The sequence below is a fragment of the Micromonospora sp. WMMD987 genome (genome assembly GCF_029581435.1).
In the GTDB taxonomy this organism is placed as follows: Bacteria; Actinomycetota; Actinomycetes; order Mycobacteriales; family Micromonosporaceae; genus Micromonospora; species Micromonospora rifamycinica.
Genome location: NZ_CP120861.1, coordinates 5,691,784 through 5,715,199, shown reverse-complemented (window position 1 = coordinate 5,715,199; position 23,416 = coordinate 5,691,784). Strand labels below are relative to the sequence as shown.

Sequence of the window (23,416 nt, the reverse complement as noted above, 5' to 3'; positions counted from 1 at the left end):
CCGGCGTCTCCGACGCGACGTCGTAGTCACCGCGCCGGAGGGTTTGGTGCCACCCCGGTTGGGCAACCGTCTAGACAGCCAGCGCAGTCGAACCCGAGGGGGCGACATGACCGAATCACTGCACCGCTCCGGCGAGGCCAGTGCCGAACAGCTGATGCCCGAGTGGGACGGCGACCACGTCCACCGGACGGAGCCGGTGGCACCCGGGGCCGACGGTGAGCTGATCGGGGTGGACCCGGCCGAACTCGACGAGGCCGACCTGATCCGCGAGCTGCGGAGCCTGCACCGCACCCGGCTGGACACCCTCCGGCACGCCGCCGACGCGGCGCTCGCCAACCACCTGCGCCGCACCGCGGAACTGGAGACCGAGTACCTGGCCCGGCACCCCGGCCGCGAGGTGGATCCGCACCGGCTGCGGGACGCCTGATGGGGGTGCTCGCCGAACGCGGCATGTCCGCACCGCCCGAGGTGGTGTTCAGCACCGCCACCGACCCCGACCGGATCGACGCCTGGTTGCCCGCGCCGTTGCGGGTCGCCGGCGCGGCCCCCGCCAGCAGGTCCGACGACGAGCTGAAGGCCCGTTGGGACGGCCCGGACGGCCCGGCCGAACTGCGGGTGGAGGCGGCCGACGCCGGTGGCGCCCGGGTCCGGCTGGAACTGCCCGCCGGGTCGGCCGACGGCCTGGCCGACGAGTCACTGGCCAACCTCGAACGCGAGGTCGCCGAGAACCTGACCGCGGGCTGACCCGCCCGCGCCCCGAGCGGGCGACGGACACCCCACCGATACGAACGACTGACCGAGGAGACCCGGTGACGGAGAGCGGCCTGAAGCGGAAGGTGACCCGGCTGCGCCAGGCGTACGCCCCGCACGAGCACCGGCCGCTGGGCGGCTACCTGGCCGCGATGGGCACCTACGCCGGGGTGACCGCGTCGATCGCGGCACTGGTCAGGGCGACCGGTCGACCGGTGCCCGAGCGGCCCGCCCCGGGCGACGTGGTGCTGCTCGCCGTGGCCACCCACAAGCTGAGCCGGCTGCTGTCCAAGGACGCGGTGACCAGCCCGCTGCGTGCCCCGTTCACCCGCTACGACCGCCCCAGCGGTAGCGGCGAGGTGATGGAGCAGGTCCGCGACCAGGGCAGCGCCACCCGGCACGCGATCGGCGAGCTGCTGAGCTGCCCGTTCTGCCTGGCCGTCTGGGTGGCCACCGGGCTCACCGGCGGCCTGGTGCTCGCCCCCCGGCTGACCCGGCTGGTGGCGACCGCGCTGACCGCCGTCGCGGCGTCCGACTTCCTCCAGATGGGCTACGCGATGGCCCAGCAGGCCGCCGAGGGTGGACGCCACCCCGAGAAGTGACCCGGGCACCGGAAGGGGCCGGCGGATCGTGTCCGCCGGCCCCTTTTCCGTGTTCCTCGCCGCTCAGGTGGGGGTGGTGCCGTGGTCCTCCCCCGCCCAGCCGCGGGACGCCTCCGGTTCCCGCTCGTCGGCGTCCGCTCCGGTGATCACCTCACGGTCGACGGCGGTCTGCTCGTGCTCGTTGGCGAAGTCCGGCTCGGGCAGGGTGTCCCGCCCCTCGGGGGGTTGGCCGAGCGCCGGCATCCGCTCGTGGTGTTCCTGCTGGTCGGACATCTCGATCTCCTCTCGCCGGCCGTGGCCGGTCAGCCCGCCGACCCGCCCAGCAGGTCGGCCACCTCGTCCACCGCGTACTCCCCCTCGGGGAGCGCGGCGACCCGGGTGAGCAGCTCCGCCGGCAGGTCCGCGCTGACCGCCGCCCGGTAGATGTCGGCCTGGCTGAGCCGTTCCTGGCCGTGGTAGATCTCGTCCAGCAGCTCGTCGAGCTGCCGGAGGTCCGGCTGGTCGGCACCGGGCAGGTCGCCGGTCCCGGGTACGGCCTCGGTCACGGGTGCGTCGTCGGTCACCACGCCCTGCTACCCGGGGCCGAAACGGTCAAACCCGTCAGGCCGGGGTGGACAGGGTGGCCCGACGGCCCCGGACGGCGGCGGCGAGCCGCACCAGCACCTCGGCGGTGGTGTCCCAGTCGATGCAGGCGTCGGTGACCGACCGGCCGTAGGTGAGCTCCCGGGTCGGGTCCAGGTCCTGCCGGCCCGCCAGCAGGAAACTCTCCAGCATGATGCCGACGATGCCGCGCTGCCCGGCGGCGAGCTGGGCGGCCACGTCGGCGGCCACCTTCGGCTGGTTGCGGTGGTCCTTGCCGCTGTTGGCGTGGCTGGCGTCGACCACCAGCCGCTCCGGCAGCCCGGCCGCCCGGAGCAGGTCCAACGCCCCGGCCACCGATTCGGCGTCGTAGTTCGGGCGGCCCCCGCCGCCGCGCAGCACCAGGTGCCCGTCGGCGTTGCCCCGGGTGTGCATGATCGCCGGGGTGCCGGAGACGTCGATGCCGGGGAAGACGTGCGGCACCCCGGCGGCCCGGATCGCGTCCACGGCGGTGGCGATGCTGCCGTCCGGGCGGTTCTTCATCCCGATCGGCATGGACAGTCCGGAGGCGAGCTGCCGGTGCACCTGGCTCTCCACCGTCCGGGCGCCGATCGCGCCCCAGGCCACCGTGTCGGCGATGTACTGCGGGGTGATCGGGTCGAGGAACTCGCAGCCCACCGGGAGGCCCAACCGGACCACGTCGCGCAGCAGCGCCCGCGCGGTCCGCAGGCCGGTGTTCACGTCGCCGGAGCCGTCCAGCGCCGGGTCGTTGATCAGGCCCTTCCAGCCGACCGTGGAACGCGGCTTCTCGAAGTAGACCCGCATCACCACCAGCAGGTCCTCGGCGTGCCGGTCGGCGGCCTCGCGCAGCCGGTGCGCGTAGTCCAGCGCCGCGGCCGGGTCGTGCACCGAGCACGGGCCGACCACCACCAGCAGCCGGTCGTCGGCGCGGTCCAGCACCCGGCCGACCGCGCGTCGACCGGCCAGCACGGCCGAGGCGAGCGGCGGGTCCAGGGGCAACTCGTGCAGGAGCAGGGCGGGGGTGGTCAGCGGCACGACACGGTCGATCCGTTGGTCGATGACCGCGCCGTTGTCCGGGGTCGGCCCGTTGTCCGGGGTCGTCACGGGGGGAGTCCTTCCGCCGACCGTGCCCGGGGCCGGTGCCCGGGTCGAGCCGGCTGCTCGTAAACAGAAGGGCAGGAAGCTGAAGGCTCCTGCCCGGCCGGCTCGAAACGCGGTGACGTCAGCTCATGGTGAGGTCACCGGCTCCGCAGCCGGCTGACTAAACCATCGATACGTACGCGTCACGCCGACCAGCGTACCCGAGACGGAGCAAGGACTCATCCGGTCGTCGGTCGCTCCTCGCCTGACGTTCACCTCGGGCACGGCGACCGTCGGTAACTTCGGCGGCACCGCTCGCACCCCCGGAGGTTCCGATGGACCGTCGTACCGTCCTGCGCGCCACCGTCACCGGTGGGGCCGCCGCCTTCGCCGGCAGCCTCTGGTCCGGCGTCGCGCTCGCCGCCCCGGCCCAGCCCGGCACCGGCCCCTACGGCCCGCTCGGCACCGCCGACGGCAACGGCCTCCAGCTCCCCGCCGGTTTCACCAGCCGGGTGATCGCCCGTTCCCGGCAGACGGTGCCCGGCACCTCGTACACCTGGCATCCCGCGCCCGACGGCGGGGCCTGTTTCGCCGCCGGCACCGGCTGGATCTACGTCTCCAACTCGGAGGTCACCCCCGGTGGCGGCGCGTCGGCGGTGCGGTTCGCCGCCGACGGCACGGTCACCGCGGCGTACCGCATCCTCTCCGGGACCAACCAGAACTGCGCCGGCGGCGCGACGCCGTGGGGGACCTGGCTCTCCTGCGAGGAGACCAACCGGGGCTTCGTCTACGAGACCTACCCGCAGGGCGGCACCCCCGCCGTGCAGCGCCCGGCGCTGGGCCGGTTCAAGCACGAGGCGGCGGCGGCCGATCCGGGCCGCCAGGTGATCTACCTGACCGAGGACGAGACCGACGGGTGCTTCTACCGGTTCCGCCCCACCGTCTGGGGCGATCTCTCCGCCGGCACCCTGGAGGTGCTGGTCGCCGGCACCGGCACCGACGGCCCGGTGAGCTGGACCCGGATCCCCGACCCGGACGGCCTGCCGAAGGCGACCCGCAACCAGGTCGCCGGGGCGAAGCGGTTCGCCGGTGGCGAGGGCTGCTGGTACGCCGACGGCACCTGCTGGTTCACCACCAAGGGCGACAACCGGGTCTGGGCGTACGACGTGGTCGGCCAGCGCATCGACCTGGCGTACGACGACTCGCTGGTGACCGGCGGCACCGCCCCGCTGACCGGGGTGGACAACATCACCGGCACCCGCTCCGGCGACCTCTACGTCGCCGAGGACGGCGGCGACATGGAGATCAACCTGATCACTCCGACCGGGGTGGTGACGCCCTTCCTGCGGATCACCGGGCAGTCGGAGTCGGAGATCACCGGGCCGGCGTTCTCGCCGGACGGCAGCCGGCTCTACTTCTCCTCCCAGCGCGGCACGTCCGGCATCCCCGGTGGTGGCGTCACCTACGAGGTGCGCGGCCCGTTCCGCTGACCCCGGCGGTCGTGCCTACCCGGCGTGGCGGGCGGGCCGGCGGGGTAACAGGATCCGCATGACCCACGAGCAGAGCGACCAGGAACGGGTGGAGTCCCGCTCCCACCTGCTGCCCGAGGAGGCAGCGGTCGGCAGCGACGACCCCCAGGCCCAGGCCGAGGCGATCCTCGCCGAGTCGGATCTCCGGTTGGCCGACCAGCGGGCCGCCCCCGACACGGTGCTGGAGCACCGCACCTCCGCGCAGACAGTCACCCCGATCGAACCCCCCGACTGACCCGTCCCGACCGACCGTCGCGGTGCCGCCGGGCCACGCCCGGCCGGCACCCCGACGGGACGTCGCCGCGCCGACGTGACCGGGAGGTGACACGTCGCCATGGTCGCGCGGAGATCGGATAGCGTCGGGTCATGCCCGACAGCGGTTACCCCTGGCCCATCGAGACGACCCGACTGGACAACGGCCTGCGCGTGGTGGTGAGCGAGGACCGCACCGCCCCGGCGGTCGCGGTCAACCTCTGGTACGACGTGGGCTCCCGGCACGAGCCGGCCGGCCAGACCGGCTTCGCCCACCTCTTCGAACACCTGATGTTCGAGGGCTCGGTCAACGTCGCCAAGACCGAACACATGAAGCTGATCCAGGGTTCCGGTGGCTCGCTCAACGCCACCACCAACCCGGACCGGACGAACTACTTCGAGACGGTCCCGGCCGAACACCTCGAACTGGCCCTGTGGCTGGAGGCCGACCGGATGGGCGGGCTGGTCCCCGCGCTGACCCAGGAGACGCTGGACAACCAGCGGGACGTGGTCAAGAACGAGCGACGGCAGCGCTACGAGAACGTCCCGTACGGTGACGCCTGGCTGCGGCTGCTCCCGCTGCTCTACCCGCCGGGGCACCCCTACCACCACGCGACGATCGGGTCGATGGCCGACCTGAACGCCGCCGACCTGGCCACCTTCCAGGCGTTCCACCGGACCTACTACGCGCCGGACAACGCCGTGCTGACCGTGGTCGGCGACACCACCGCCACCGAGGTGTTCGCGCTGGCACGGCGGTACTTCGGGGCGATCCCGGCGCGCGGTGACATCCCCGCCGCGCCGGACGGCCACACCGTCACCAGCACCGGCCGGCCCGCCGTCGAGACGGTCACCGCCGAGGTGCCGGCTGCCCGGGTCTACGTCGCACACCGCACCCACCCGTTCGGCAGCCCCGGCTACGACGTGGCCACGGTGGCCGCCACCGTGCTCGGCAGCGGCCGGGGCAGCCGGCTCTACCAGCGGCTCGCCGACGGCGAACGGCTCGCCCAGCCGGATCTGGTCGGCGCGTACGGGGTGGACCTGGCGCACGCCCCGGCACCGCTGATCGCCACCGCCACCGCCCGCCCCGGGGTGAGCGCCGAACGACTCGCCGCCGGGGTCGCCGAGGTGGTCGACGAACTCGCCACCGTGCCGGTCACCAGCGCCGAGCTGGACCGGGCCAAGGCGCTGCTCAGCACCGCCTGGTGGCGGCAGATGGCCACGGTGGACGGCCGGGCCGACGCGCTCGGCCGGTACGCCACCCAGTTCGGCGACCCGGCGAAGACCGCCGACCGGCTGTCCGGTTGGCTGTCGGTGACCGCCGGGCAGATCGCCGAGCTGGCCGCCGACGTGCTCACCCCGGCCGACCGGGTGACCCTGACCTACCTGCCGGAGGAGACCCCATGACGCTGATCACCACCCGGCCGGGTCCGGGGAACGCCCGCCCGTACCGGTTCCCGACGGTGGTCCGGCGGGACGTCGCCGGGGGCCGGGTGGTCGCCGCGCACCTGCCCGGCCAGACCCTCGCCGTCGCGTTGCTGCTGCTCGACGCCGGAGCCGGTCGCGAGCCGGTCGGCAAGGAGGGGCTCGGCGCGGTGCTGGCCAAGGCGCTGGAGGAGGGCACCGTCCAGCGGGACGCCACCGGGTTCGCGTTGGCCCTGGAGGGGCTCGGCACCGAGCTGGCCACCGGGCTGGACTGGGACAGCTTCCAGGTCAGCGTGCAGGTGCCGGTGGACCGGCTGGTGGCGGCGGTGCGGCTGCTCGGCGAGGCGGTGCGGACGCCCCGGCTCGACCCGGACGACGTGCGCCGGGTCCGCGACGACGAGGCGACCGGGCTCCGGATGGACTGGGCCAACCCCGGGCCGCGTGCCGACGCGGTGCTGCGCGCCGATCTGTTCGGCGTGACGAACCGGTGGGGTCGGCCGTTGTACGGCGATCCCGACTCGGTGGCCGGGCTGGACGTGGAGGACGTCACCGTCTTCCACTCCGAGTGGTTCCTCCGCCCCGGCACCCTGATCGTCGCCGGTGACCTGGACCGGCTCAACCTGGACGCGTTGGGCGCGGCAGCCTTCGCCGGCACCGGCGGCGGTCCCGCCGAGCGGGGCGGCCCGATCGAGGCGCCGCTGCCCGCCGGCCGGCGGATCATCCTGGTGGACCGGCCCGGGTCGGTGCAGTCCACGTTGCGGTTGGGGCATCCGTCGCCGCACCGGGCCCACCCCGACCACGTGCCGATGACGCTCGCCGGAACGGTGCTGGGCGGGGCGTTCACCTCCCGGCTCAACCACCTGATCCGCGAGGTGCGCGGCTACACGTACGGCATCCGGGGCGACTTCGCCTCGTCCCGCCGGTTCGGCCGGTTCGCGGTCAGCTCCGGGGTGCAGACGGCGGTGACCGCGCCGGCCCTGGTCGAGGCGGTCGGCGAGATCACCCGTACCCGGGCCGGCGGGGTGACCGAGGACGAGCTGGCGGTGGCCCGTTCCTGGCGGGCCGGTCAGCTCTCGGTCGAGTTGCAGAGCCCCCGGGCGATCGCCTCGGCGTTGACCACCCTGGTGGTGCACGACCTGCCGGACGACTACCACGCCCGGTTGCGGGAGGAACTGCTCGCCGCCGACGTGGCCCAGGTCTCCGCTGCCGCCGCCGCCCACCTGCACCCGGACGCGCTGACCCTGGTCGTCGAGGGCGACGCGGCGGTGATCCGCGACGACCTGGTCGCCTCCGGGCTCGGCGAGGTGACCGACCACCCGGGCTGACCGGCCCTCGGTCGGGTGACCGGACCGTGCGGACTGACCGGCACCCGGCGGGGTGACCGACCCGGCCGGGTGACCGGCCCTCGGCGGGGTGACCGACCACGCGGGGTGGGTGGCTCTGCCGGGCCGGGGCGGTGTGATTCCGGTCGCGCCGCCCCGGGAGCGCCGGGCCGGACCGGCGGTGCGGATGCTGCGGCCGGACGGCCCGGCGGCGGGCGATCTTCCGGGGCTGCGGGGCGTACCGTCGGGTGGTTTGTGGGGTCGGCGGCCGGCACGGGCGGCGGCCCGGGGGCGGACGGTGACCCGGGCGGTGGGAAAGGCTTCCCGTCGTGGGCCTGCGGCTGGGTAGCCTCGCGGGCATGAGGATCGGCATTGTGGGAGCCACCGGCCAGGTCGGTGGCGTCATGCGGCAGGTGCTGGCGGAGCGCGAGTTCCCGGCGGAGCAGGTGCGGTTGTTCGCCTCGGCGCGGTCGGTCGGGCGCACCCTGGCCTGGCGGGACGGCGAGGTCACGGTGGAGGACGCGGCGACGGCCGACTACTCCGGGCTGGACATCGTGCTGTTCTCCGCCGGCAAGGGCACGGCGAAGGAGCTGGCCCCCCGGGTCGCCGCGACCGGGGCGGTGGTGATCGACAACTCGTCGGCGTTCCGCACCGATCCGCAGGTGCCGCTGGTCGTCGCCGAGGTCAACCCGCACGCGATCGCCGACCGGCCGAAGGGCATCATCGCCAACCCGAACTGCACCACGATGGCCGCGATGCCGGTGCTGCGCCCGCTGCACGACGAGGCCGGGCTGGTCAGCCTGGTCGTCGCCACCTACCAGGCGGTCTCCGGGGCGGGCCTGGCCGGTGTCGCCGAGCTGGACGAGCAGGTCCGCAAGGTGGTCGAGGGGGCCACCGCGCTGACCCACGACGGGGCGGCCGTCGAGTTCCCCGCGCCGCGTTCCTTCGCCCGGCCGATCGCCTTCAACGTGCTCCCGCTGGCCGGTTCGATCGTCGACGACGGCTCGTTCGAGACCGACGAGGAGCAGAAGCTGCGCAACGAGAGCCGCAGGATTCTGGAGATCCCCGGGCTGAAGGTCTCCGGCACCTGTGTGCGGGTGCCCGTCTTCACCGGCCACTCGTTGCAGATCAACGCCCGGTTCGCCCGGCCGATCACCCCGCAGCGGGCCCGGGAACTGCTCGACGGTGCGCCGGGGGTGGCGCTGTCGGACGTCCCGACGCCGTTGCAGGCGGCCGGTCAGGACCCGACCTACGTGGGCCGGCTGCGCGCCGACGAGACCGTCGAGCACGGCCTCGCGCTGTTCTGCGCCAACGACAACCTGCGCAAGGGTGCCGCGCTGAACGCGGTGCAGCTCGCCGAGCTGGTCGCCGCCGACCTGCGCTGACCGGCCCGCCGCCGGGGCTGGTGTGGGCGCGTTACCTGCGTGTCGACGGCGGGTAGACGGCCGTGCCGACACCGAGAGGAGAGCGCCATGACCATGGTCGGAGAGTTCATGACGACCCGCCTGGTGACGATGGACGGCGACGACACGCTCACCGCCGCGGCGCAGGAGATGCGGAACAGTGCGATCGGCGACGTGGTGGTGACCAACGGTGACGACGTGATCGGCATCGTGACGGACCGGGACATCGCGGTCCGGGGCGTGGCGGAGAACCGCGACCCGGACCGCACCAGGCTCGGCGAGATCATCAGCCGGGACGTGATCACGGTCAGCCAGCACGACGACGCGGTCGCCGCCGCGGACCTGATGCGCACCTACGCCGTACGCCGGTTGCCGGTGGTCGACGACGGCCAGCTGGTGGGCCTGGTGTCGATGGGTGACCTCGCGGTGGAGCGGGAACCCCAGTCGGTCCTGGCGGACATCAGCGCCGACGAGCCCAACAACTGACGTCCCGTCGCGGACGACCACGACGCCGGCCCCCCCCCGGAGCACCACGGGGGCCGGCGTCGTCGTTCGTGCCGCTCCGCCGGGCCGCCGGGCCGCCCTCCGCTCCGCCGCTCCGCCGGGCCGCCCTCCGCTCCGGCCGCCCGTCCGTTCGCCGCCGGCCGCCTGGCCGCCGCCCGTCCCGGAGGCGGCTCACCCGATCCGGGTGAGGTTGACGACGGGCCGGCCGGGGACACCCCTGCGGTCACTGGCAGGCGGACAGGGGAGAGGCCCGATGGTGGACGCGACCACGAGGTTCTTCGAGGGCCTGGACCGGCGGGGTTACGAACCGCTGCTGGACAAGGCTGTCGGGACGCTGCGCTTCGACCTGCACGAGGGGGCGCACACCACCCACTGGCTGCTCCGGGTGGACCGGGGCGAGGTGGCGGTCAGCCAGGAGGACCGGGAGGCCGACACGGTCATCGGGACGACCCCGGCGCTGTTCGAGGAGATGGCGGCGGGTCGGGAGGACGGCCTGGCGGCGCTGCTGCGCGGTGACATGACGGTGACCGGGGACGCCCGGCTGGTGGTGCAGATCGAACGGATCTTCCCCGGCCCGCCGGACGCCCAGGGGCCGCGTCGGCTCCACCAGCGGGAGGTGCGGTGATGGGACAGGGCAACACGGTCCGGATCCTGGACGGCAACACGTTCGTCGTCTCCGAGGAGACCGGTGACATCGAGGCGACGCCGAGCGAGCCGACCGGACTGTTCTCGCTGGACGTCCGGTTCCTGTCCCGCTGGGTGCTGACCGTCAACGGGGAACGGCTCAACGCCCTGTCCTACGACGACCTCCAGTACTACGAGGCGCGGTTCTTCCTGGTGCCCGGGATGGCCACCCACTACGTCGACGCCAAGCTGTCGATCATCCGGGAACGCGCGGTCGGCGGCAGCTTCCGCGAGCAGTTGACCATCCTGAACCACGACGAGAAGGCGGTCGACCTGGAGGTCCGGATGGACGCCGGGGCCGACTTCGCCGACCTCTTCCAGGTCAAGGACGAGATCCTGAACAAGAAGGGCGAGCTGTACGCCGAGGCGGAGTCCGACCGGCTGCGACTGGGCTACCGGCGGGGCAACTTCCGCCGCGAGACGGTCATCTCGTCGTCCCGGCCGGCCCGGTACGACCGCAACGGCTTCGCGTACTCGGTGCACCTGGAGCCCAACGAGGAGTGGACCGCCGAGATCGACGTGCAGACCTTCGCGATCGGCCCGGGCGGGCGGGACCTGCGGCTGGGGGTGACGGTGCACGGCCACGAGCGGCTCGCCCTCCAGCACGACCTGGAGGAGTGGATCGCCCAGGCTCCCAAGGTCAACAGTGAGCACGACCAGGTGGCGGCCACCTACCGGCGGAGTCTGGTCGACCTGGCGGCGCTGCGTTTCGCGCCGCTGTCGCTGGGTGGCCAGACCCTGCCCGCCGCCGGCCTGCCCTGGTTCATGACCATGTTCGGCCGGGACAGCATCCTCACCTGCCTCCAGGTGCTGCCGTTCGCCCCGCAGCTGTCCAAGACCACCCTGCGGATCCTGGCGTCGTTGCAGGGCACCCGGTTCGACGACTTCCGCGACGAGGACCCCGGCCGGATCCTGCACGAGATGCGCTACGGCGAGACCGCCGCCTTCGAGGAGCAGCCGCACTCGCCGTACTACGGTTCGGTGGACGCCACCCCGCTCTTCGTCGTCCTGCTCGACGAGTACGAGCGGTGGAGCGGCGACGTCGCGCTGGTCCGGGAGCTGGAACGGGAGTGCCGGGCCGCGCTGCGGTGGATCGACGACTACGCCGACCTGGCCGGCAACGGCTACATCTGGTACGAGCGGCGCAACACCGACACCGGCCTGGAGAACCAGTGCTGGAAGGACTCCTGGGACTCCATCTCGTACGCCGACGGCAGCCTGCCGCCGTTTCCCCGGGCCACCTGCGAGGTGCAGGGCTACGCGTACGACGCGAAGCTGCGGGCGGCCCGGATGGCCCGGGAGTTCTGGGACGACCCGGCGTTCGCCGACCGGCTGGAACGGGAGGCCGCCGCGCTGAAGGAGCGGTTCAACCGGGACTGGTGGGTGGCCGACGGGGAGTACTACGCGCTGGCCCTCGACCCGGAGGGCCGGCAGTGCGACGTGCTCACCTCCAACATCGGGCACCTGCTGTGGAGCGGGATCGTCGACGACGACCGGGCCGAGCGGATCGCCGAGCACCTGGTGGGGCCGCGGCTGTTCACCGGCTGGGGCGTGCGCACCCTCGCCGAGGGGGAGGTGCGGTACAACCCGATCGGCTACCACAACGGCACGATCTGGCCGTTCGACAACTCCTTCATCGCCTGGGGGCTGCGCCGGTACGGCTTCGCCGAGGAGGCGGCCGTCATCGCCAACGGCATCCTCGACGCGGCCACCTACTTCGACGGGCGGCTGCCCGAGGCGTTCGGCGGCTACCGCCGGGAGCAGACCAAGTTCCCGGTCGAGTACCCGACGGCGTGCAGCCCGCAGGCCTGGTCGACGGGGGCGCCGCTGCTGCTGTTGCGGACGATGCTCGGCCTGGAGCCGCACGAGGGGCACCTGGCGGTCGAGCCGGTGCTGCCGGTCGGGATGGGCCGGATCGAGGTGCTGGACATCCCGGGCCGCTGGGGACGGGTCGACGCCTTCGCCCGGGGCCGCCTCGATCTGCACAAGCTGGCCGACTGACGGCAGCACCGCCGGTACGCCGGCCGAACCGGTGGCGGGGCCGCGCCGGCTGCGTCCCTGCGGTCGCGTCGCTCACACGCGGTAAAGTGCCCGGATGCCGGAACTCGTGTATCCGCCCGTGATCGCCACCGCCAAGACGCTGTTCCGGGTCCTCGACCTGCGCCTGACCGTCGACGGGAGCCACCACGTGCCCCGGACCGGTGGGGCGGTGCTGGCCAGCAACCACGTCAGCTACCTCGACTTCATCTTCTGCGGGTACGGGGCACACGCGTCGCGGCGGCTGGTCCGGTTCATGGCCAAGCACGACGTCTTCGCCCACAAGGTCTCCGGCCCGCTGATGCGTGGCATGAAGCACATCCCGGTGAACCGCGCGGCGGGGGTCGGGTCGTACAACACGGCGGTGGACGCGCTGCGACGCGGCGAGGTGGTGGGGGTCTTCCCGGAGGCGACGATCAGCCGTTCCTTCACCGTCAAGGAGCTGAAGAGCGGGGCGGCCCGGATGGCGCAGACGGCCGGGGTGCCGCTGCTGCCGGTGGCGCTGTGGGGCACCCAGCGGCTGTGGACCAAGGGCCGGCCGAAGACCCTGACCCGGCGGCACACCCCGGTCACCATCCTGCTCGGCGAGCCGATGGACCCGACCGCCTACCCGGACGCCAACACGATGACGGCGGAGCTGAAGACCCGGCTGAGCGCGCTGGTCGACCGGGCCCAGCGGGAGTACCCGGACAAGCCGTCCGGCCCGGACGACACCTGGTGGCAGCCGGCCCACCTGGGCGGCACCGCGCCCAACCCGCAGGAGGCCGCCGAGCTGGACCGCCGTCCCCGCCGCTCCACCGCCTCCTGACCGGCGCGGCCGCTGGCGGCGGGTGGCTGCGCCGGGGTGCCCGTGCCGTCCGGCACGGCTCAGCTACCGACCGCGTCCCTGCCGGCCGGCTGCGGGCGACGGTAGTAGTCGTCGCGGGAGAGGAACTCCACCGGCAGGGAACCCGGCAGGGTCACCCGCCCCTCACCGGTCACCGGGGCGGCGGTGGCCCGCCGGATCAGCACGTCCCGCTCCGGCGGTGCCAGCTCCACCAGCTCGGGGCGGGAGACCCGGAAGCAGGCCACCGTCCGGCGGATCAGCCGGGCCAGCTCGGTCACCGGGCCGACCTGACCGCCCAGGGCCAGGGTGGGTTGCTGGATCGTCCGCAGCGCGTCGCAGACCACCAGCAGTTCCGCCTCGGGCAGCGGACCGTCCGTTTCGGACGACGGGGTGGGGCGCAGCTCCAGCCGGGACGGCCACTGCCAGCAGACCTGCCCGCTGACCAGGCGGGGCAGCCGGACGTTCCGCCGGTGCCGGACCCCCGTCGCATCGATCTTGCCGGCGACCAGGGCCAGGTCACCGGCGAGGCAGACGTACGCGAGGCGACGGTCGGTGACGGTGACCGAGGCGGGAGCCGGCAACACCCACTGCCGACGGGTGCCGGTCGGGCTCAGCAGGCAGCCGGCCACCGAGGTGAGGTACCGGCCGAGCACCCGTTCACCGGGCTCCAGGACCAGTTCGTGCTGCCGGTCGAGCACCGGGGCGAAGTTGTCCTCCGGTGCGTCGAACCGATGTGGCGCGATGAAGAACGGGGACATGTCCTCGCGCATCGTCACGACCTCCCCCCCCGCGCAGTGGTCTTCGGCGCTTAGCCTTGCCGAACGGTGACGCACTGTCATGACACCCGTTAGGGGGTCGGCCGGTCGGACGACGCCTGTGACCGGTAGGTGCCGATCTCCTCCGGCCGGACGAGTCCGTCCTCGATCGCGCGGGCCAGCAGCGCGGCCTTCGTGGCGGCCGGGCGACCCGCACGGGTGTACTTGATCCGCGCCCGGTCGACATATTGTTTGACGGTGTGCTCGCTGATCTGCATCCGGCGGGCCACCGACGCCTTCGACATCGACTGGAACCACAGCAGCAGCGCTTCCCGTTCCTTGTCCGACAGGGCGGGCCGGTCGGGGCGCGGATCCCCCACCATCGCCCCGGCCAGGGTCGGCGGCACGTACGGGCGGTCGCTGGCGGCGGCCAGCACGGTCGCCACGCAGTGTTCCCGCCCCTCGTGCTTGGCCAGGAACGCGGTCGCCCCGGCGTCGAGCGCGGCGAGCATCGTCGCCGGGTCGGTGTGTTCGGAGTAGACCACCACCCGGTGGCCGGCGGCGCTCAGCTCGGCCAGCTTGTCGAGCACCATCCGTCCGCGTAGCCGCAGATCCAGCAGGATCACGTCGGCCTCCGGCGCGGTGCGCAGCACCAGGTCGGGGTCGTCCCCGGTGGCGAGCACCCGGAGCCGGGGCTCGGTGGTCAGCCACGCCCGTACCCCGTCGATCACCACCGGGTGGTCGTCGACGATCGACACCCCGACGGGCCGCTCCCCACTCATGGCCTGCGCCATCGGGTCTGCGTCCACCTGATCTCCCCGTCCCGCTCGTGTAGGTGTTCCACCTGCTCGTCGTCGCCGGCCGGCTCGGCCGACGGCCCGGCCGTCCCCGGGCCGTTCACCTCCGGTCTGTCCGCCTGCGGGACGACCGCCTGAGGGCCGGTCACGTCGGGGGCGACCAGGCTGACCGCCACCTCGTCCGGACCGGCCACCACGGTCAGCCGGGCCCAGCCGGTGGCGTCCGCCAGCGCGGCGGCGAGCGGGTCGGCCAGTCGGCGGCGGACCTCCACGGGCAGCGGCGGCGGCGTGCCGACGGCGATCAGCTCGATCGGCAGCCCATTCCGTTCGGCCAGGTCGGCGGCGGCCCGCAGCTCGTGCAGGAGCGGGTCCGGCACGTCGTCGGCCTCGGCGATCAACCGGCGCAGCCGGGTCGCGGCCAGCACGCACCGCCGCTGCACGAACGGGTCGGCCGGGTCGGCACGACCGTCGGCCAGTTCCGCCAACACCTGCTCGGCGGCCCCGCCGACCAGCGCCAGCCTGCTACGGCGGTCCGCCCAGGCCCGTTCGGCGGCGTCCCGTTCGGCGCGTACGGCCAGGGTCGCCGCCGCCGTGCCGGCCCGGTCCCGGGCGAGGGTGGCGATCACCGCGGCCCCGGTGAAGACCGCCACCGGCAGCGACGACGTGCCGTAGACGTACATCGTGAAGCGGGTCAGGTCGGCCGGGGCGGTCGCGCCGTCGCCGACGAGCGTGGCGAGCGCGATCAGCGCGTGACCGACCAGCAGGAGGATCATCCAGCGGATCGGGCGACCCCAGAGCACCACCACGAGGAACCAGGCCAGCCCGGTCCACGCCCAGTTCGCGGCGGCGAAGAGCTGCCGTTCGCCGGCCGCCGTGAAGACCGCCGCGTCCACCGCCAGCAACAGCGTCGCCAGGGGCAACGCCGGTGGCAGCGCGCCGTGCAGCAGCCGGTGGGCGGCGTACCCGCCGACGAGGGCGGCGGTCAGCCAGCCCGCCGCGACCACCGTCGGCGCGGCCAGCTCGGACCAGGCGCCGAGCACGGCCGGCAGCCCGACCGCGATGTGCCAGACCAGGGCGATGGCGACCGCCGCGATCCGGGCGCCCCGGTCGGAGAACCGGGCCACGTCCAGAGCCGGCCCGTCGACCGCCGGCCCGTCCGTCGCCGGCCCGTCCGTCGCCGGCCCGTCGACCATTGGCCCGTCCGCCGCCGCCGGGTCCGCCGCCCCGGGTACGCGGACCGGTGCCGGCGCGCGGAGGTCAGTCGACATGCGGCCATTCCAACCGGATCCGGGTGCCCTCGCCAGGGGCGGAGGTCACCTCCGCGCGCCCGCCGACGTCGGCCAGCCGGCCCTGGATCGACTCGCGTAGCCCGTACCGGTGGGCCGGGACGGCGGCCGGGTCGAAACCGGGACCGTCGTCGACCACCTCGACCACGACGCGGCCGTCGTCGCCGCCCAGTCGGACGACCACGGCGGCGTCCGGTGCGTGCCGGGCCACGTTGGCCAGTGCGGCGGCGGTGGCGTCGACCAGCGCGACGGTCACCCCCGCCGGAGCCGAGCAGGGCGGCAACGTGGCAGTCACCCGCAGCTCGGGGTGGGTGTCGAGCAACGCGCGCAGGCCGGCGTCGACACCGGGCGGGCCGACCGTGGCCGGGGGCGACCCGCTCGTCGCCTGCGGGCCTGCGGCGGCCCGGGGCGGGCCGGCGGGGACGCCGACCGGGCCGGTCGGCGGTGCGGAGCGGGCGTTCGCGAGCCCGACCAGGGTACGCAGGTCGGCGGCGGCCCGTTGGCGCAGCGCCGCCGAGCCGGCCGGCAGGGCACCCAGCCCGACCATGGTCAACGTGGACAGCACGGTGTCGTGCAGGTCCCGGTTCTGCCGCCGTTCCACCTCGCGGATCGTCCGGGCCAGCACCGCCTCCCGGCGCAGCCGCTGGAACTCGGTGAAGGCGGCGTCGGCCCGGCCGATCCACCGGCGCATCACCGCCGCCATCATCGCCGCGCACCCCGTCTGCACCAGCAGGGTCGCCGCGTGCGCGGACGCCTCGACGGTGTTGCCGGCGGCCGAGGTGCCGACCGCGTACCCGGCGGTGACCAGCAGGCCGGCGGGCACCGACCAGCGGACCGGCGCGGTGGCCTGCGCGTTGATCACCGTGGTGCTGGCCAGCACGGCGAGCCAGCTACCCTCGCCCGGCAGCACCTCCGGGGCGACCAGCAGCGGGGCCAGCAGACTCGCCCCGACGGTGAGCGCGACGTCCCCGGCGACCATCCCGGGACCGATGCCGACCCACAGCGCCCGCGCCGCGTAGAAGACCGACCAGCCGGTCAGCACGACCACCGTGGCCAGCAGCAACGGCACCCGGACCGGCGTGGTGCGTACCGCCAGCGCGGTCACCGCGCCGAACAGGCCGCAGGTCAACCGGAGCATCGCCGGCAGGGTGGTGAAGATGAGCTGCAACGCGCCACCCGCCGGCCGATCCAGCAACGACGGTGACGAGGTCGGAGCGGAAACGGCCGACATCAAGAGAAGTGCGTCCTTCGGGCGGTGACCCGTCCGGGTCTGCTCGGCGGTGCATCGACGCCGGAGAATAACACGAGCAGCCCTAAATGTTCACCAATGGTATGCGGCGTGTCGCGTTGCGTCCGCTTCCCCGGGTCGTCCGTCGTCGCTGGTCAGCGGCGCAGCCACGCCAGGGTGGCCGAGGGTGGCTCACTGCTCCGCCCAGCCCGCCGGGTTGCTGAACGACTCCCGGGAGATGCCGGAGCCGGTCCGGGGCCAGTCGCCGAACCGCTGGTCGTGCAGGTGGGCGAAGAGGTAGCAGATGCCCTGGAGGTGGCCGTCGGGCACCGCCCGCGTCGGGTCGGCCCGGACCGCCTCGTAGAACTCCCGGCCCAGCGCCACGACGTGCCCCCGGCCGTAGAGGAAACCGTCGTCGGAGCCGTCGATCACCGCGTGCACGTCGGCCCGGTCGATATCGTACAGCTTGCGCTCGACCACCCGGTCGAGGTCGGTGAGGTCGGGGCTGGACAGGTCGGCGCAGAGCTGGCCCAACTGGTCGAGGAAGGCGTCCCGCCAGGTGTCGAGCGCGGAGGCGCTGTCGTCGTCGGCGGCCGGGTCGCGGGTGAGCAGCGCCCGGCGCAGTGCGGCGGCCTCGGGGCCGAGCCGCTGCCAGGCGGCCTCCACCAGGCCCCAGAACCGGGCCTCCTCCTCGGCCGTGGGCAGGCGGTTCGCGGTTTCCGTGTCACTCATGGGCCGCACGGTAGCGGGCCGCCCCGACGTTTCCGCCCCCGTTCCCGGTGCGGGCAGGGTCGTTGCCGGTGCTGGCGGGGGCGTGCCGGTGGGGGAGTTGCCGGTGCGGGCGGGGCCGCCCGTTGGCGGGCGGCCCCGGAGGCACTCAGCGCAGCCCGTGGCGTGCCTGGTGGACGAAGGCGGACCAGGCGGTCGGGGAGAACCGCAGCGCCGGACCGGCCTGGTCCTTGCTGTCCCGTACGCCGATCACGCCGGGCAGATTGTCGGCCACCTCGACGCAGTTACCGCCGCTCCCGCCGCTGCGGGTGCTCTTGCGCCAGACGGCACCGGCCAGGTCGTTCATGCTCGCTCCTCGATGATCGCTGTGATCATTTTCTCTGATGCCGCCTCGTCCGCCGCGAGGGTCTCCAGGTCGACCCAGACACGGTCGTAGGCGGCGACCTCTGCCGGCTTGTCCAGGTAGAGCGCGCCGGTGATGTTCTCCAGATAGACGGTAGTCGGCTCGGTCGATGCCCGCCCGAACGCCTGCGGGAAGTCCAGCAGGACGAAGGTGCCCGTCTCGCTGGCCAGCGGCGGGCCGGCGGTGAACGGCAGGACGCGCAGGCTCACGTTCGGCAGGGCGGCCATGTCGAGCAGGTGGCGTAGCTGCCCGGCCATCGCCTGGCGGTCGGGGATGGTGCGCCGCAGCACCGCCTCGCTCAGCACCACCCTGAGGGTGGGCGCGCTGGGCAGCCGGCGCACCAGGACGTGCTGGCGCTGCATCCGTACCTCGACCAGCTTTTCCCGTTCCTCCGCGCTCATCGTGGGATTCTTGCGGCGGAATAGTTCTGCCGCGTACTCGCGGGTTTGGAGCAGACCCGGGATCAGTTCCGCGTCGTATTGGCGCAGTGTCGAGGCCGATGATTCCAGGCCGACGTAGAGCGAGAACCACGATGGGACGACTTCACCGTAGGAATGCCACCATCCCTTGGCGCGGGTCTCCTTGGCGAGGCCGGCGACGATCGACGTCATCTCTTCCGGTACCCGGTACATCGCACACATGGCGCGGGCGTCCACCACCCGGACCGGCACCAGGCCCTTCTCGATGCGCCACACCTTCTGCCGCGAGCAGTCCAGCCCCTCGGCCGCGCTGTCCAGCGAGACCGAGGCGTCCTCGCGGAGCTGGGTGAGCAGCCGGCCGAGCTGCCGGCGGGGGACGGTGGAGCCGCTTGTTTCATCCGTCATGCAACATCACCGCACCGCTGGTGCAACAGCAGTTGTTTCTTCTCCGCCATTTCTGTCCTCCGTTCCTCGTGCGTCAAATCGACCCGACATTAGGGGGCGGGTGAGGTGTTGCGCAAGGTGTTGGTCGTGTCGCAGTGTGTGAATCACCGGACGTGATCCGGGGGCGTCAGAAAAGGCGTCGACAATAGCCCGCTGTCCCGCTCGTTGCGAATAGCGCGCGGGCGGGGCGGCGCTATTTCCGGGGAAGGAAACCCGATGTGTGCCACCCATGAGGACCCTCTCGTCGCCGCCGCCCTGACCTTGACCCTGGTCCGACGGCACCGGCCGACCCGGAGCCCGACCCGGTGGCGCAGGGTGTGCCGCTGCGGCGCGGAGTTGCCCTACCGTGCGGAGTTGCCCTGCCGCGTCGGCCGCCGCGCTCTGCCCGGCCGCGCCCTGCGCGGTGGCGGAGACCGGCCCGGGGTGGCGTCGTGACGGCCCGGCGCGGGGTACCGCTGCTGGTCTGGCTGGCGTGGGACTGCCTGGACCAGCACCGGCGCAGCCGTTGCGGGAAGTGTGCCGAGGCCGGGTTCTGCCCGGTCGCGGAGGCCGCCCGGCACCGGATCAGGCAGTGGCGCAGGTTCCGGCACGTCTGGGGGCGACGGTGAGCGCGCCGCTGCCCAAGGCGGGTGACCTGGTGATCGTGGGGCGGGCGGCCAGTGTGCAGTTCCTCCGGCCGATCAGCTGCCGGGTGATCCGGGTACTCGACTGGATCACCTACGACGGGTGGTGCTGGCTCGACGTCTACCAGCTCAACGCCAAGGGGGACGCGGTGGCCCGGCGCTCGATCTACGTACAACCGGCGGGGTTGGAGGTGGTGCGGCCCGCGCCGACACCTCGCGCGCCGAGCCGGGTGGGGGTGCCGCCCAACGTACGCCGGGGGCCTGCTCCGGCCGGGATGACGGCCGGCGGGAGGGGTTCGGTCGGGGTGCCGGCGGTACGGCGGACCTCGGACGGCGGGCGGGGTGCGGCCGGTCGGGGGTGACGGAGCGTCAGGGTGTGTCCGCGCTGGCGAAGTGGGGCTCGGCCGCTTCCAGTCGGGGTACCCGCACGCCCAGCCTGCGGGCCTCGGCGAGGGTGTCACGGCAGACCGCGCGCAGCTCCTCGGGGTTGGCGTGGGCCTGCATCACCCTGCGCATCGGCGGGAAGCGACTGAACAGCAGCGAGAGCGCCGGTGCCGCCAGCCAGAGCGGCGCGGTGAAGGGCCGTAGCTCGGCGCGGTGCCGCCGCAGGTCGACGCCGCGCGCCTCGACGAGCGGTAGCAGTTCGCGGGTGGCGAGGATCGCCTCGCGTACGTCGGCGGTCGTCAGCATGGACAGCGAGCCCCGCCGCAGGCTCTGGGTGTGCAGGCCCGCGTTCTGGGCGAAGTGGACCGACAGCCAGCCCCGGAAGTCGGAGTTCTCCCGGATCCTGAGCCCCGCCCCGCGAAACACCTGGCGGACGGCCTGCTCACGGCCGGTCGGCGGCCGGTCCATGGTGCCGAGGAAGACCACGGGCAGCAGTGCCGCGCGCAGCACCCCGTCGTCGCCGAACCCGCCGCCCGCCCCGGGAAAGCCCCAGGCCACCTGGTCGGCGGGGAGGTGTGCCGTCGCGGTCGACGGCTCGACCCACAGGTTGTTGAAGACGAGCACCGTGGCCCCGCCCACCCGTGGCCCCAGGTAGGCCGCAGCCTCCGCGAAGTGGTAGTGCTGCACGCTCAGCACGATCAGGTCGAAGTCGTGGCCGGGCTCCACCGACTCGCGGTAGCGCACCGGCCACTTCCCGACGACCCGCCTGCCCCACGGCCGCCGCCGCACGTCGAGCAGGTCGAGGTCGATCGAGTCGCCGTACGCCGCCGCCCGCCCGGGTCGGACGTAGAACTCGACCTGGTGCCCGGCCTGCTCCAACGCCCATCCGTACGTCGCGCTGATCACGCCCCGGCCGAACATCAAAATCTTCACGCGCACCTCACCGGTATAATCGGAGGCTATCTCCACTTTCAAAATATGGAGACAGTCTCCACTTGTCAACGTGAGGCCCCCGCATGACCGATGCCAAGCCGCTGCGCGCCGACGCCAAGCCACTGCGGGCCGACGCGCGCCGCAACCGCGACGCCCTGATCGCCAAGGCCCGCGAACTCTTCGCCGACGGCTGCTTCGACCTGCGCTTCGACGACTTCGCCAAGCTGGCCGGGGTCGGCACCGGCACCCTCTACCGGCACTTCCCCACCCGGGAAGCCCTGGCCGAAGCGGTCTACCGGGAAGAACTCCGGGCCATCTGCGACCGGGCACGGGAGATGCAGGCCACGCTCCCCGCCGACGAGGCGCTGGAGACCTTCCTGCGCGGCTTCGTCGACCACCTGCACATTCACGAAGGGCTCGCCCGCACCCTGTCGACGCTGATGGCCACCCAGTCGGGCGTCGTGGCCGAGGGTGCCCAGGCGCTGGGGGAGGTCATCGACAACCTGCTGGGGGCCGCCGTCAGGGCGGGGAGCATCCGGGACGACGTGGGTGCGGGTGCGGTCATGATGGCTGTTCAGGGGATTTGTGCGGCGTACGGGCACCCGGCGTATCGGGCCGATGCGGAGGGGGTGATCACCCTCGTGCTCGCCGGTCTGCGCCAGACGGCGCGGTGAGCGGCCCGCGCCGGTGTGCTGCCCCGCCCGGTCCGGCCTGTCGACGGAGGAGCGGGGGTGGCGGGGCGGGGTGCGGACGGACGGGCGCCGCCCGCACCCCGCCGGTGCCTCAGGTGTCGTAGCGGCAGGTGCCGCCGGTGTTCGCCGTACAGTCGTTGAGCTGGAGGCTGTCCAGGTTGATGGCCTGGTTGCCGGTGGTGGACTGCGCCGGCACGTTCACGGTGAGCCGCACGCTGGCGGCGTTCGCCGGGGCGGTGGCGGTCGTCCGGTACTCCAGCCAGTTGCCGGCGAGCGTGTCGGTGGCTCCGGTGCTGGTCGACAGCAGGGTGCCGCTGGAGTTGTACCAGGCGAGCTGGAGTTGGGTGTTGACCGCCGTGCCGCTGCGCAACCGGGTGAACAGCTTGTACGTCCGGCCGGCGGTGACCGTGGCCCGGTTCGTCAGCGAGATCGACGACGTGTTGGACGGCCCGGTGTAGGTGTTGAACTGGACCGACCGCCGGCCGTCGAAGTAGGTGCAGGAGTTCCCCGAGATGCCGCACGCGGGCGTCACCTGGTGCCAGCCGCCCGACGAGGTGAACGTCGACGTGCTGCTGCCCGGGGTGGCGGCCTCGACGGTGCGCTGCTCGGCGGTGAGCAGGTCGTTGTTCGCGCCGACGTCGCAGCAGACCGGCGCGGTCAGCATCGGGTGGTTCGCCACGTTCACCTTCGCGGTGGACGGGCTCGGGTCGATGTAGAAGCTGGCCGACAGCTCACTCGGGTCGTAGTAGCCGCGGAACCCGGGATCGGTGTTCCAGTTGTCCCACCAGCCGTACATGATGTCGGGCACGTAGGAGGCCCCGGTCTCGGCCATCCAGGCGTGCCCGGCACCGAGCACGTGCAGCAGCTCGTGTCCGGCGACCCCGGTCGTCCACGACTCGGTCACCGCCGAGCAGTGCGTGCCGCTGGAGTTCCCGCCGTTCGGGCACTGGTAGGCGTCGGAGTTCGACGCGAAGTCGGTGAAGACCAGGTAGATCCGGTTGCTGTCCTGGTATCCGGCGGAGACCAGGTCACTGCGGACCGTGCTGGCGGGGGTGTTCGGGTTCGCCCCGGCGTCGATCTTCTCGGGCACGACCAGGGCGCGGGCATAGCCGGCGTACGTGCTGGTGTCGTAGCCCGTACGGCAGCTCAGGTTGTAGTGCTGGTCGTAGTTGGTCGACTCGTCGAGCGCCCAGTCGATCCGGTCCACCACCTTGGCGATGTACTCGACGTTGGCCTCGTAGTTGTTGCCGACGCCATCGTGCCAGGCGTAGATCACCTGGACGGCGGGGGTCGCGCCGGTCGGGGCGGCCGGGTTGGCCACGGTGGACTGGCAGCCGCGCTTGGGCACGGTGGGCATGCTCGGCTGCGCGTACGGCTGGGCCGGCTCGCTGCCGGGCCCCCAGGCCAGGGCGGGAGTCGGGGCGGAGAGCACCGCGAGGGCGGTGGCCAGGGTGGCGGCGGTGACGGCGGCGAGGGTACGCGGTCGTCGGGTCCGGAACGGGGACCGGGGCAAGGATGCTCCTCGATTGGTGGTGGACACCGCCGGTAGACGGTGCGTGTCCATCCAAACGAGCTGTGTTACATAGATCAATATGGATTGATAGTGAACAAGGTCATTCCCAGGTCGTGGGTATGTGCTTGCCCACCGGCAAGTAACCTGTTGTGACTGGCCAGCCACGAAAGGTGCAGGGGGTTGGCGGCTGTTCGCC

26 protein-coding genes and 1 pseudogene are annotated in these 23,416 nt (G+C 73.2%); 15 read left to right on the top strand and 12 right to left on the bottom strand.

The features are described from left to right. Positions 1–106: 106 nt before the first annotated feature. The 3 genes from O7612_RS24135 to O7612_RS24125 all read left to right on the top strand — a co-directional run bounded on the left by O7612_RS24135 (position 107) and on the right by O7612_RS24125 (position 1,352). Positions 107–427 carry a DUF6158 family protein gene (locus O7612_RS24135; RefSeq protein WP_282267565.1) on the top strand — a complete coding sequence of 107 codons (321 nt, stop codon included), beginning with the start codon at positions 107–109 and terminating at the stop codon, positions 425–427. After that, on the top strand, positions 427–744 hold the full coding sequence (locus O7612_RS24130) for a hypothetical protein (protein WP_282267562.1): 318 nt from the start codon (positions 427–429) through the stop codon (positions 742–744). The genes O7612_RS24135 and O7612_RS24130 overlap by 1 nt, the downstream gene beginning before the upstream one ends. 65 nt (positions 745–809) lie before the next feature. Beyond that, on the top strand, positions 810–1,352 hold the full coding sequence (locus O7612_RS24125) for a DUF1360 domain-containing protein (RefSeq protein ID WP_282267561.1): 543 nt from the start codon (positions 810–812) through the stop codon (positions 1,350–1,352). A gap of 63 nt (positions 1,353–1,415) precedes the next feature. Here the strand turns inward: O7612_RS24125 and O7612_RS24120 are convergent, their stop codons facing one another. From O7612_RS24120 to O7612_RS24110, 3 genes are read right to left on the bottom strand one after another with little or no spacing between them, the layout of a single operon-like run. Then, positions 1,416–1,625, bottom strand: coding sequence for a hypothetical protein (locus tag O7612_RS24120; RefSeq protein ID WP_282267559.1), 210 nt, complete (start codon positions 1,623–1,625; stop codon positions 1,416–1,418). A 29-nt stretch (positions 1,626–1,654) separates the two neighbouring features. Further along, positions 1,655–1,915 carry a hypothetical protein gene (locus O7612_RS24115; RefSeq protein WP_282267558.1) on the bottom strand — a complete coding sequence of 87 codons (261 nt, stop codon included), beginning with the start codon at positions 1,913–1,915 and terminating at the stop codon, positions 1,655–1,657. Between the two features lie 37 nt (positions 1,916–1,952). Beyond that, complete coding sequence (locus O7612_RS24110) at positions 1,953–3,056, bottom strand: 3-deoxy-7-phosphoheptulonate synthase (RefSeq protein ID WP_282267556.1); 1,104 nt, start codon at positions 3,054–3,056, stop codon at positions 1,953–1,955. Positions 3,057–3,367: 311 nt separating this feature from the next. On the opposite strand from O7612_RS24110, the gene O7612_RS24105 reads away from it, so the two are divergent. From O7612_RS24105 to O7612_RS24065, 9 genes are all read left to right on the top strand, one after another. Next, the gene (locus O7612_RS24105; protein WP_282267554.1) at positions 3,368–4,522 is read left to right on the top strand and encodes an alkaline phosphatase PhoX; all 1,155 of its coding nucleotides are present in this window, start codon (positions 3,368–3,370) and stop codon (positions 4,520–4,522) included. 58 nt (positions 4,523–4,580) lie between these two features. Beyond that, positions 4,581–4,796, top strand: coding sequence for a hypothetical protein (locus tag O7612_RS24100; RefSeq protein ID WP_282267552.1), 216 nt, complete (start codon positions 4,581–4,583; stop codon positions 4,794–4,796). 131 nt (positions 4,797–4,927) lie between these two features. After that, complete coding sequence (locus tag O7612_RS24095; RefSeq protein WP_282267551.1) at positions 4,928–6,220, top strand: pitrilysin family protein; 1,293 nt, start codon at positions 4,928–4,930, stop codon at positions 6,218–6,220. Continuing rightward, entirely contained in the window at positions 6,217–7,563 is a 1,347-nt protein-coding gene (locus O7612_RS24090; RefSeq protein WP_282267550.1) for a pitrilysin family protein, read from the top strand. Before O7612_RS24095 ends, O7612_RS24090 begins: the two co-directional genes overlap by 4 nt. Positions 7,564–7,919: 356 nt before the next feature. Then, a complete protein-coding gene (locus O7612_RS24085; RefSeq protein WP_282267549.1) occupies positions 7,920–8,945 on the top strand; it encodes an aspartate-semialdehyde dehydrogenase in 1,026 nt (341 codons plus the stop codon). Between the two features lie 87 nt (positions 8,946–9,032). Beyond that, complete coding sequence (locus O7612_RS24080; protein ID WP_282267548.1) at positions 9,033–9,449, top strand: CBS domain-containing protein; 417 nt, start codon at positions 9,033–9,035, stop codon at positions 9,447–9,449. Between the two features lie 271 nt (positions 9,450–9,720). After that, complete coding sequence (locus O7612_RS24075) at positions 9,721–10,092, top strand: SCP2 sterol-binding domain-containing protein (protein WP_067303075.1); 372 nt, start codon at positions 9,721–9,723, stop codon at positions 10,090–10,092. Next, the gene (locus O7612_RS24070) at positions 10,092–12,152 is read left to right on the top strand and encodes a glycogen debranching N-terminal domain-containing protein (RefSeq protein ID WP_282267543.1); all 2,061 of its coding nucleotides are present in this window, start codon (positions 10,092–10,094) and stop codon (positions 12,150–12,152) included. The genes O7612_RS24075 and O7612_RS24070 overlap by 1 nt, the downstream gene beginning before the upstream one ends. Positions 12,153–12,246: 94 nt before the next feature. Continuing rightward, positions 12,247–12,996 (top strand): lysophospholipid acyltransferase family protein, encoded by a 750-nt coding sequence (locus O7612_RS24065; RefSeq protein ID WP_282267541.1) that lies wholly within the window; start codon positions 12,247–12,249, stop codon positions 12,994–12,996. A 59-nt stretch (positions 12,997–13,055) separates the two neighbouring features. On the opposite strand, the gene O7612_RS24060 is transcribed toward O7612_RS24065, so the two are convergent. The 7 genes from O7612_RS24060 to O7612_RS24030 form a co-directional block, all read right to left on the bottom strand. Next, positions 13,056–13,784: a hypothetical protein gene (locus O7612_RS24060; RefSeq protein ID WP_282267540.1), complete on the bottom strand. Its 729-nt coding sequence runs from the start codon at positions 13,782–13,784 to the stop codon at positions 13,056–13,058. Between the two features lie 77 nt (positions 13,785–13,861). Further along, positions 13,862–14,578: a response regulator transcription factor gene (locus O7612_RS24055; protein ID WP_282267539.1), complete on the bottom strand. Its 717-nt coding sequence runs from the start codon at positions 14,576–14,578 to the stop codon at positions 13,862–13,864. Then, positions 14,548–15,834 (bottom strand): hypothetical protein, encoded by a 1,287-nt coding sequence (locus O7612_RS24050; protein WP_282267538.1) that lies wholly within the window; start codon positions 15,832–15,834, stop codon positions 14,548–14,550. The genes O7612_RS24055 and O7612_RS24050 overlap by 31 nt, the downstream gene beginning before the upstream one ends. Beyond that, the gene (locus tag O7612_RS24045) at positions 15,824–17,083 is read right to left on the bottom strand and encodes an ATP-binding protein (protein ID WP_348774250.1); all 1,260 of its coding nucleotides are present in this window, start codon (positions 17,081–17,083) and stop codon (positions 15,824–15,826) included. The genes O7612_RS24050 and O7612_RS24045 overlap by 11 nt, the downstream gene beginning before the upstream one ends. Positions 17,084–17,272: 189 nt before the next feature. Further along, complete coding sequence (locus tag O7612_RS24040) at positions 17,273–17,812, bottom strand: DUF4240 domain-containing protein (protein WP_282267535.1); 540 nt, start codon at positions 17,810–17,812, stop codon at positions 17,273–17,275. Between the two features lie 145 nt (positions 17,813–17,957). After that, positions 17,958–18,155, bottom strand: coding sequence for a DUF397 domain-containing protein (locus O7612_RS24035; RefSeq protein ID WP_282267533.1), 198 nt, complete (start codon positions 18,153–18,155; stop codon positions 17,958–17,960). Then, positions 18,152–19,036 (bottom strand): helix-turn-helix transcriptional regulator, encoded by an 885-nt coding sequence (locus tag O7612_RS24030; RefSeq protein WP_282267532.1) that lies wholly within the window; start codon positions 19,034–19,036, stop codon positions 18,152–18,154. The genes O7612_RS24035 and O7612_RS24030 overlap by 4 nt, the downstream gene beginning before the upstream one ends. Before the next feature lie 470 nt (positions 19,037–19,506). On the opposite strand from O7612_RS24030, the gene O7612_RS24025 reads away from it, so the two are divergent. Both O7612_RS24025 and O7612_RS24020 read left to right on the top strand, forming a co-directional pair. Then, complete coding sequence (locus O7612_RS24025; protein WP_282267531.1) at positions 19,507–19,683, top strand: hypothetical protein; 177 nt, start codon at positions 19,507–19,509, stop codon at positions 19,681–19,683. Between the two features lie 8 nt (positions 19,684–19,691). Beyond that, positions 19,692–19,916 (top strand): annotated as a pseudogene (locus O7612_RS24020) (hypothetical protein); the annotation flags it as partial. A gap of 151 nt (positions 19,917–20,067) precedes the next feature. On the opposite strand, the gene O7612_RS24015 reads toward O7612_RS24020, so the two are convergent. Further along, complete coding sequence (locus O7612_RS24015) at positions 20,068–21,021, bottom strand: 2-dehydropantoate 2-reductase N-terminal domain-containing protein (protein ID WP_282267530.1); 954 nt, start codon at positions 21,019–21,021, stop codon at positions 20,068–20,070. Between the two features lie 77 nt (positions 21,022–21,098). Between O7612_RS24015 and O7612_RS24010 the strand changes: the two genes are divergently transcribed. Then, on the top strand, positions 21,099–21,689 hold the full coding sequence (locus tag O7612_RS24010) for a TetR/AcrR family transcriptional regulator (RefSeq protein ID WP_282267529.1): 591 nt from the start codon (positions 21,099–21,101) through the stop codon (positions 21,687–21,689). Between the two features lie 109 nt (positions 21,690–21,798). Here the strand turns inward: O7612_RS24010 and O7612_RS24005 are convergent, their stop codons facing one another. After that, positions 21,799–23,220 (bottom strand): hypothetical protein, encoded by a 1,422-nt coding sequence (locus O7612_RS24005; protein ID WP_282267527.1) that lies wholly within the window; start codon positions 23,218–23,220, stop codon positions 21,799–21,801. Positions 23,221–23,416 lie beyond the last annotated feature (196 nt).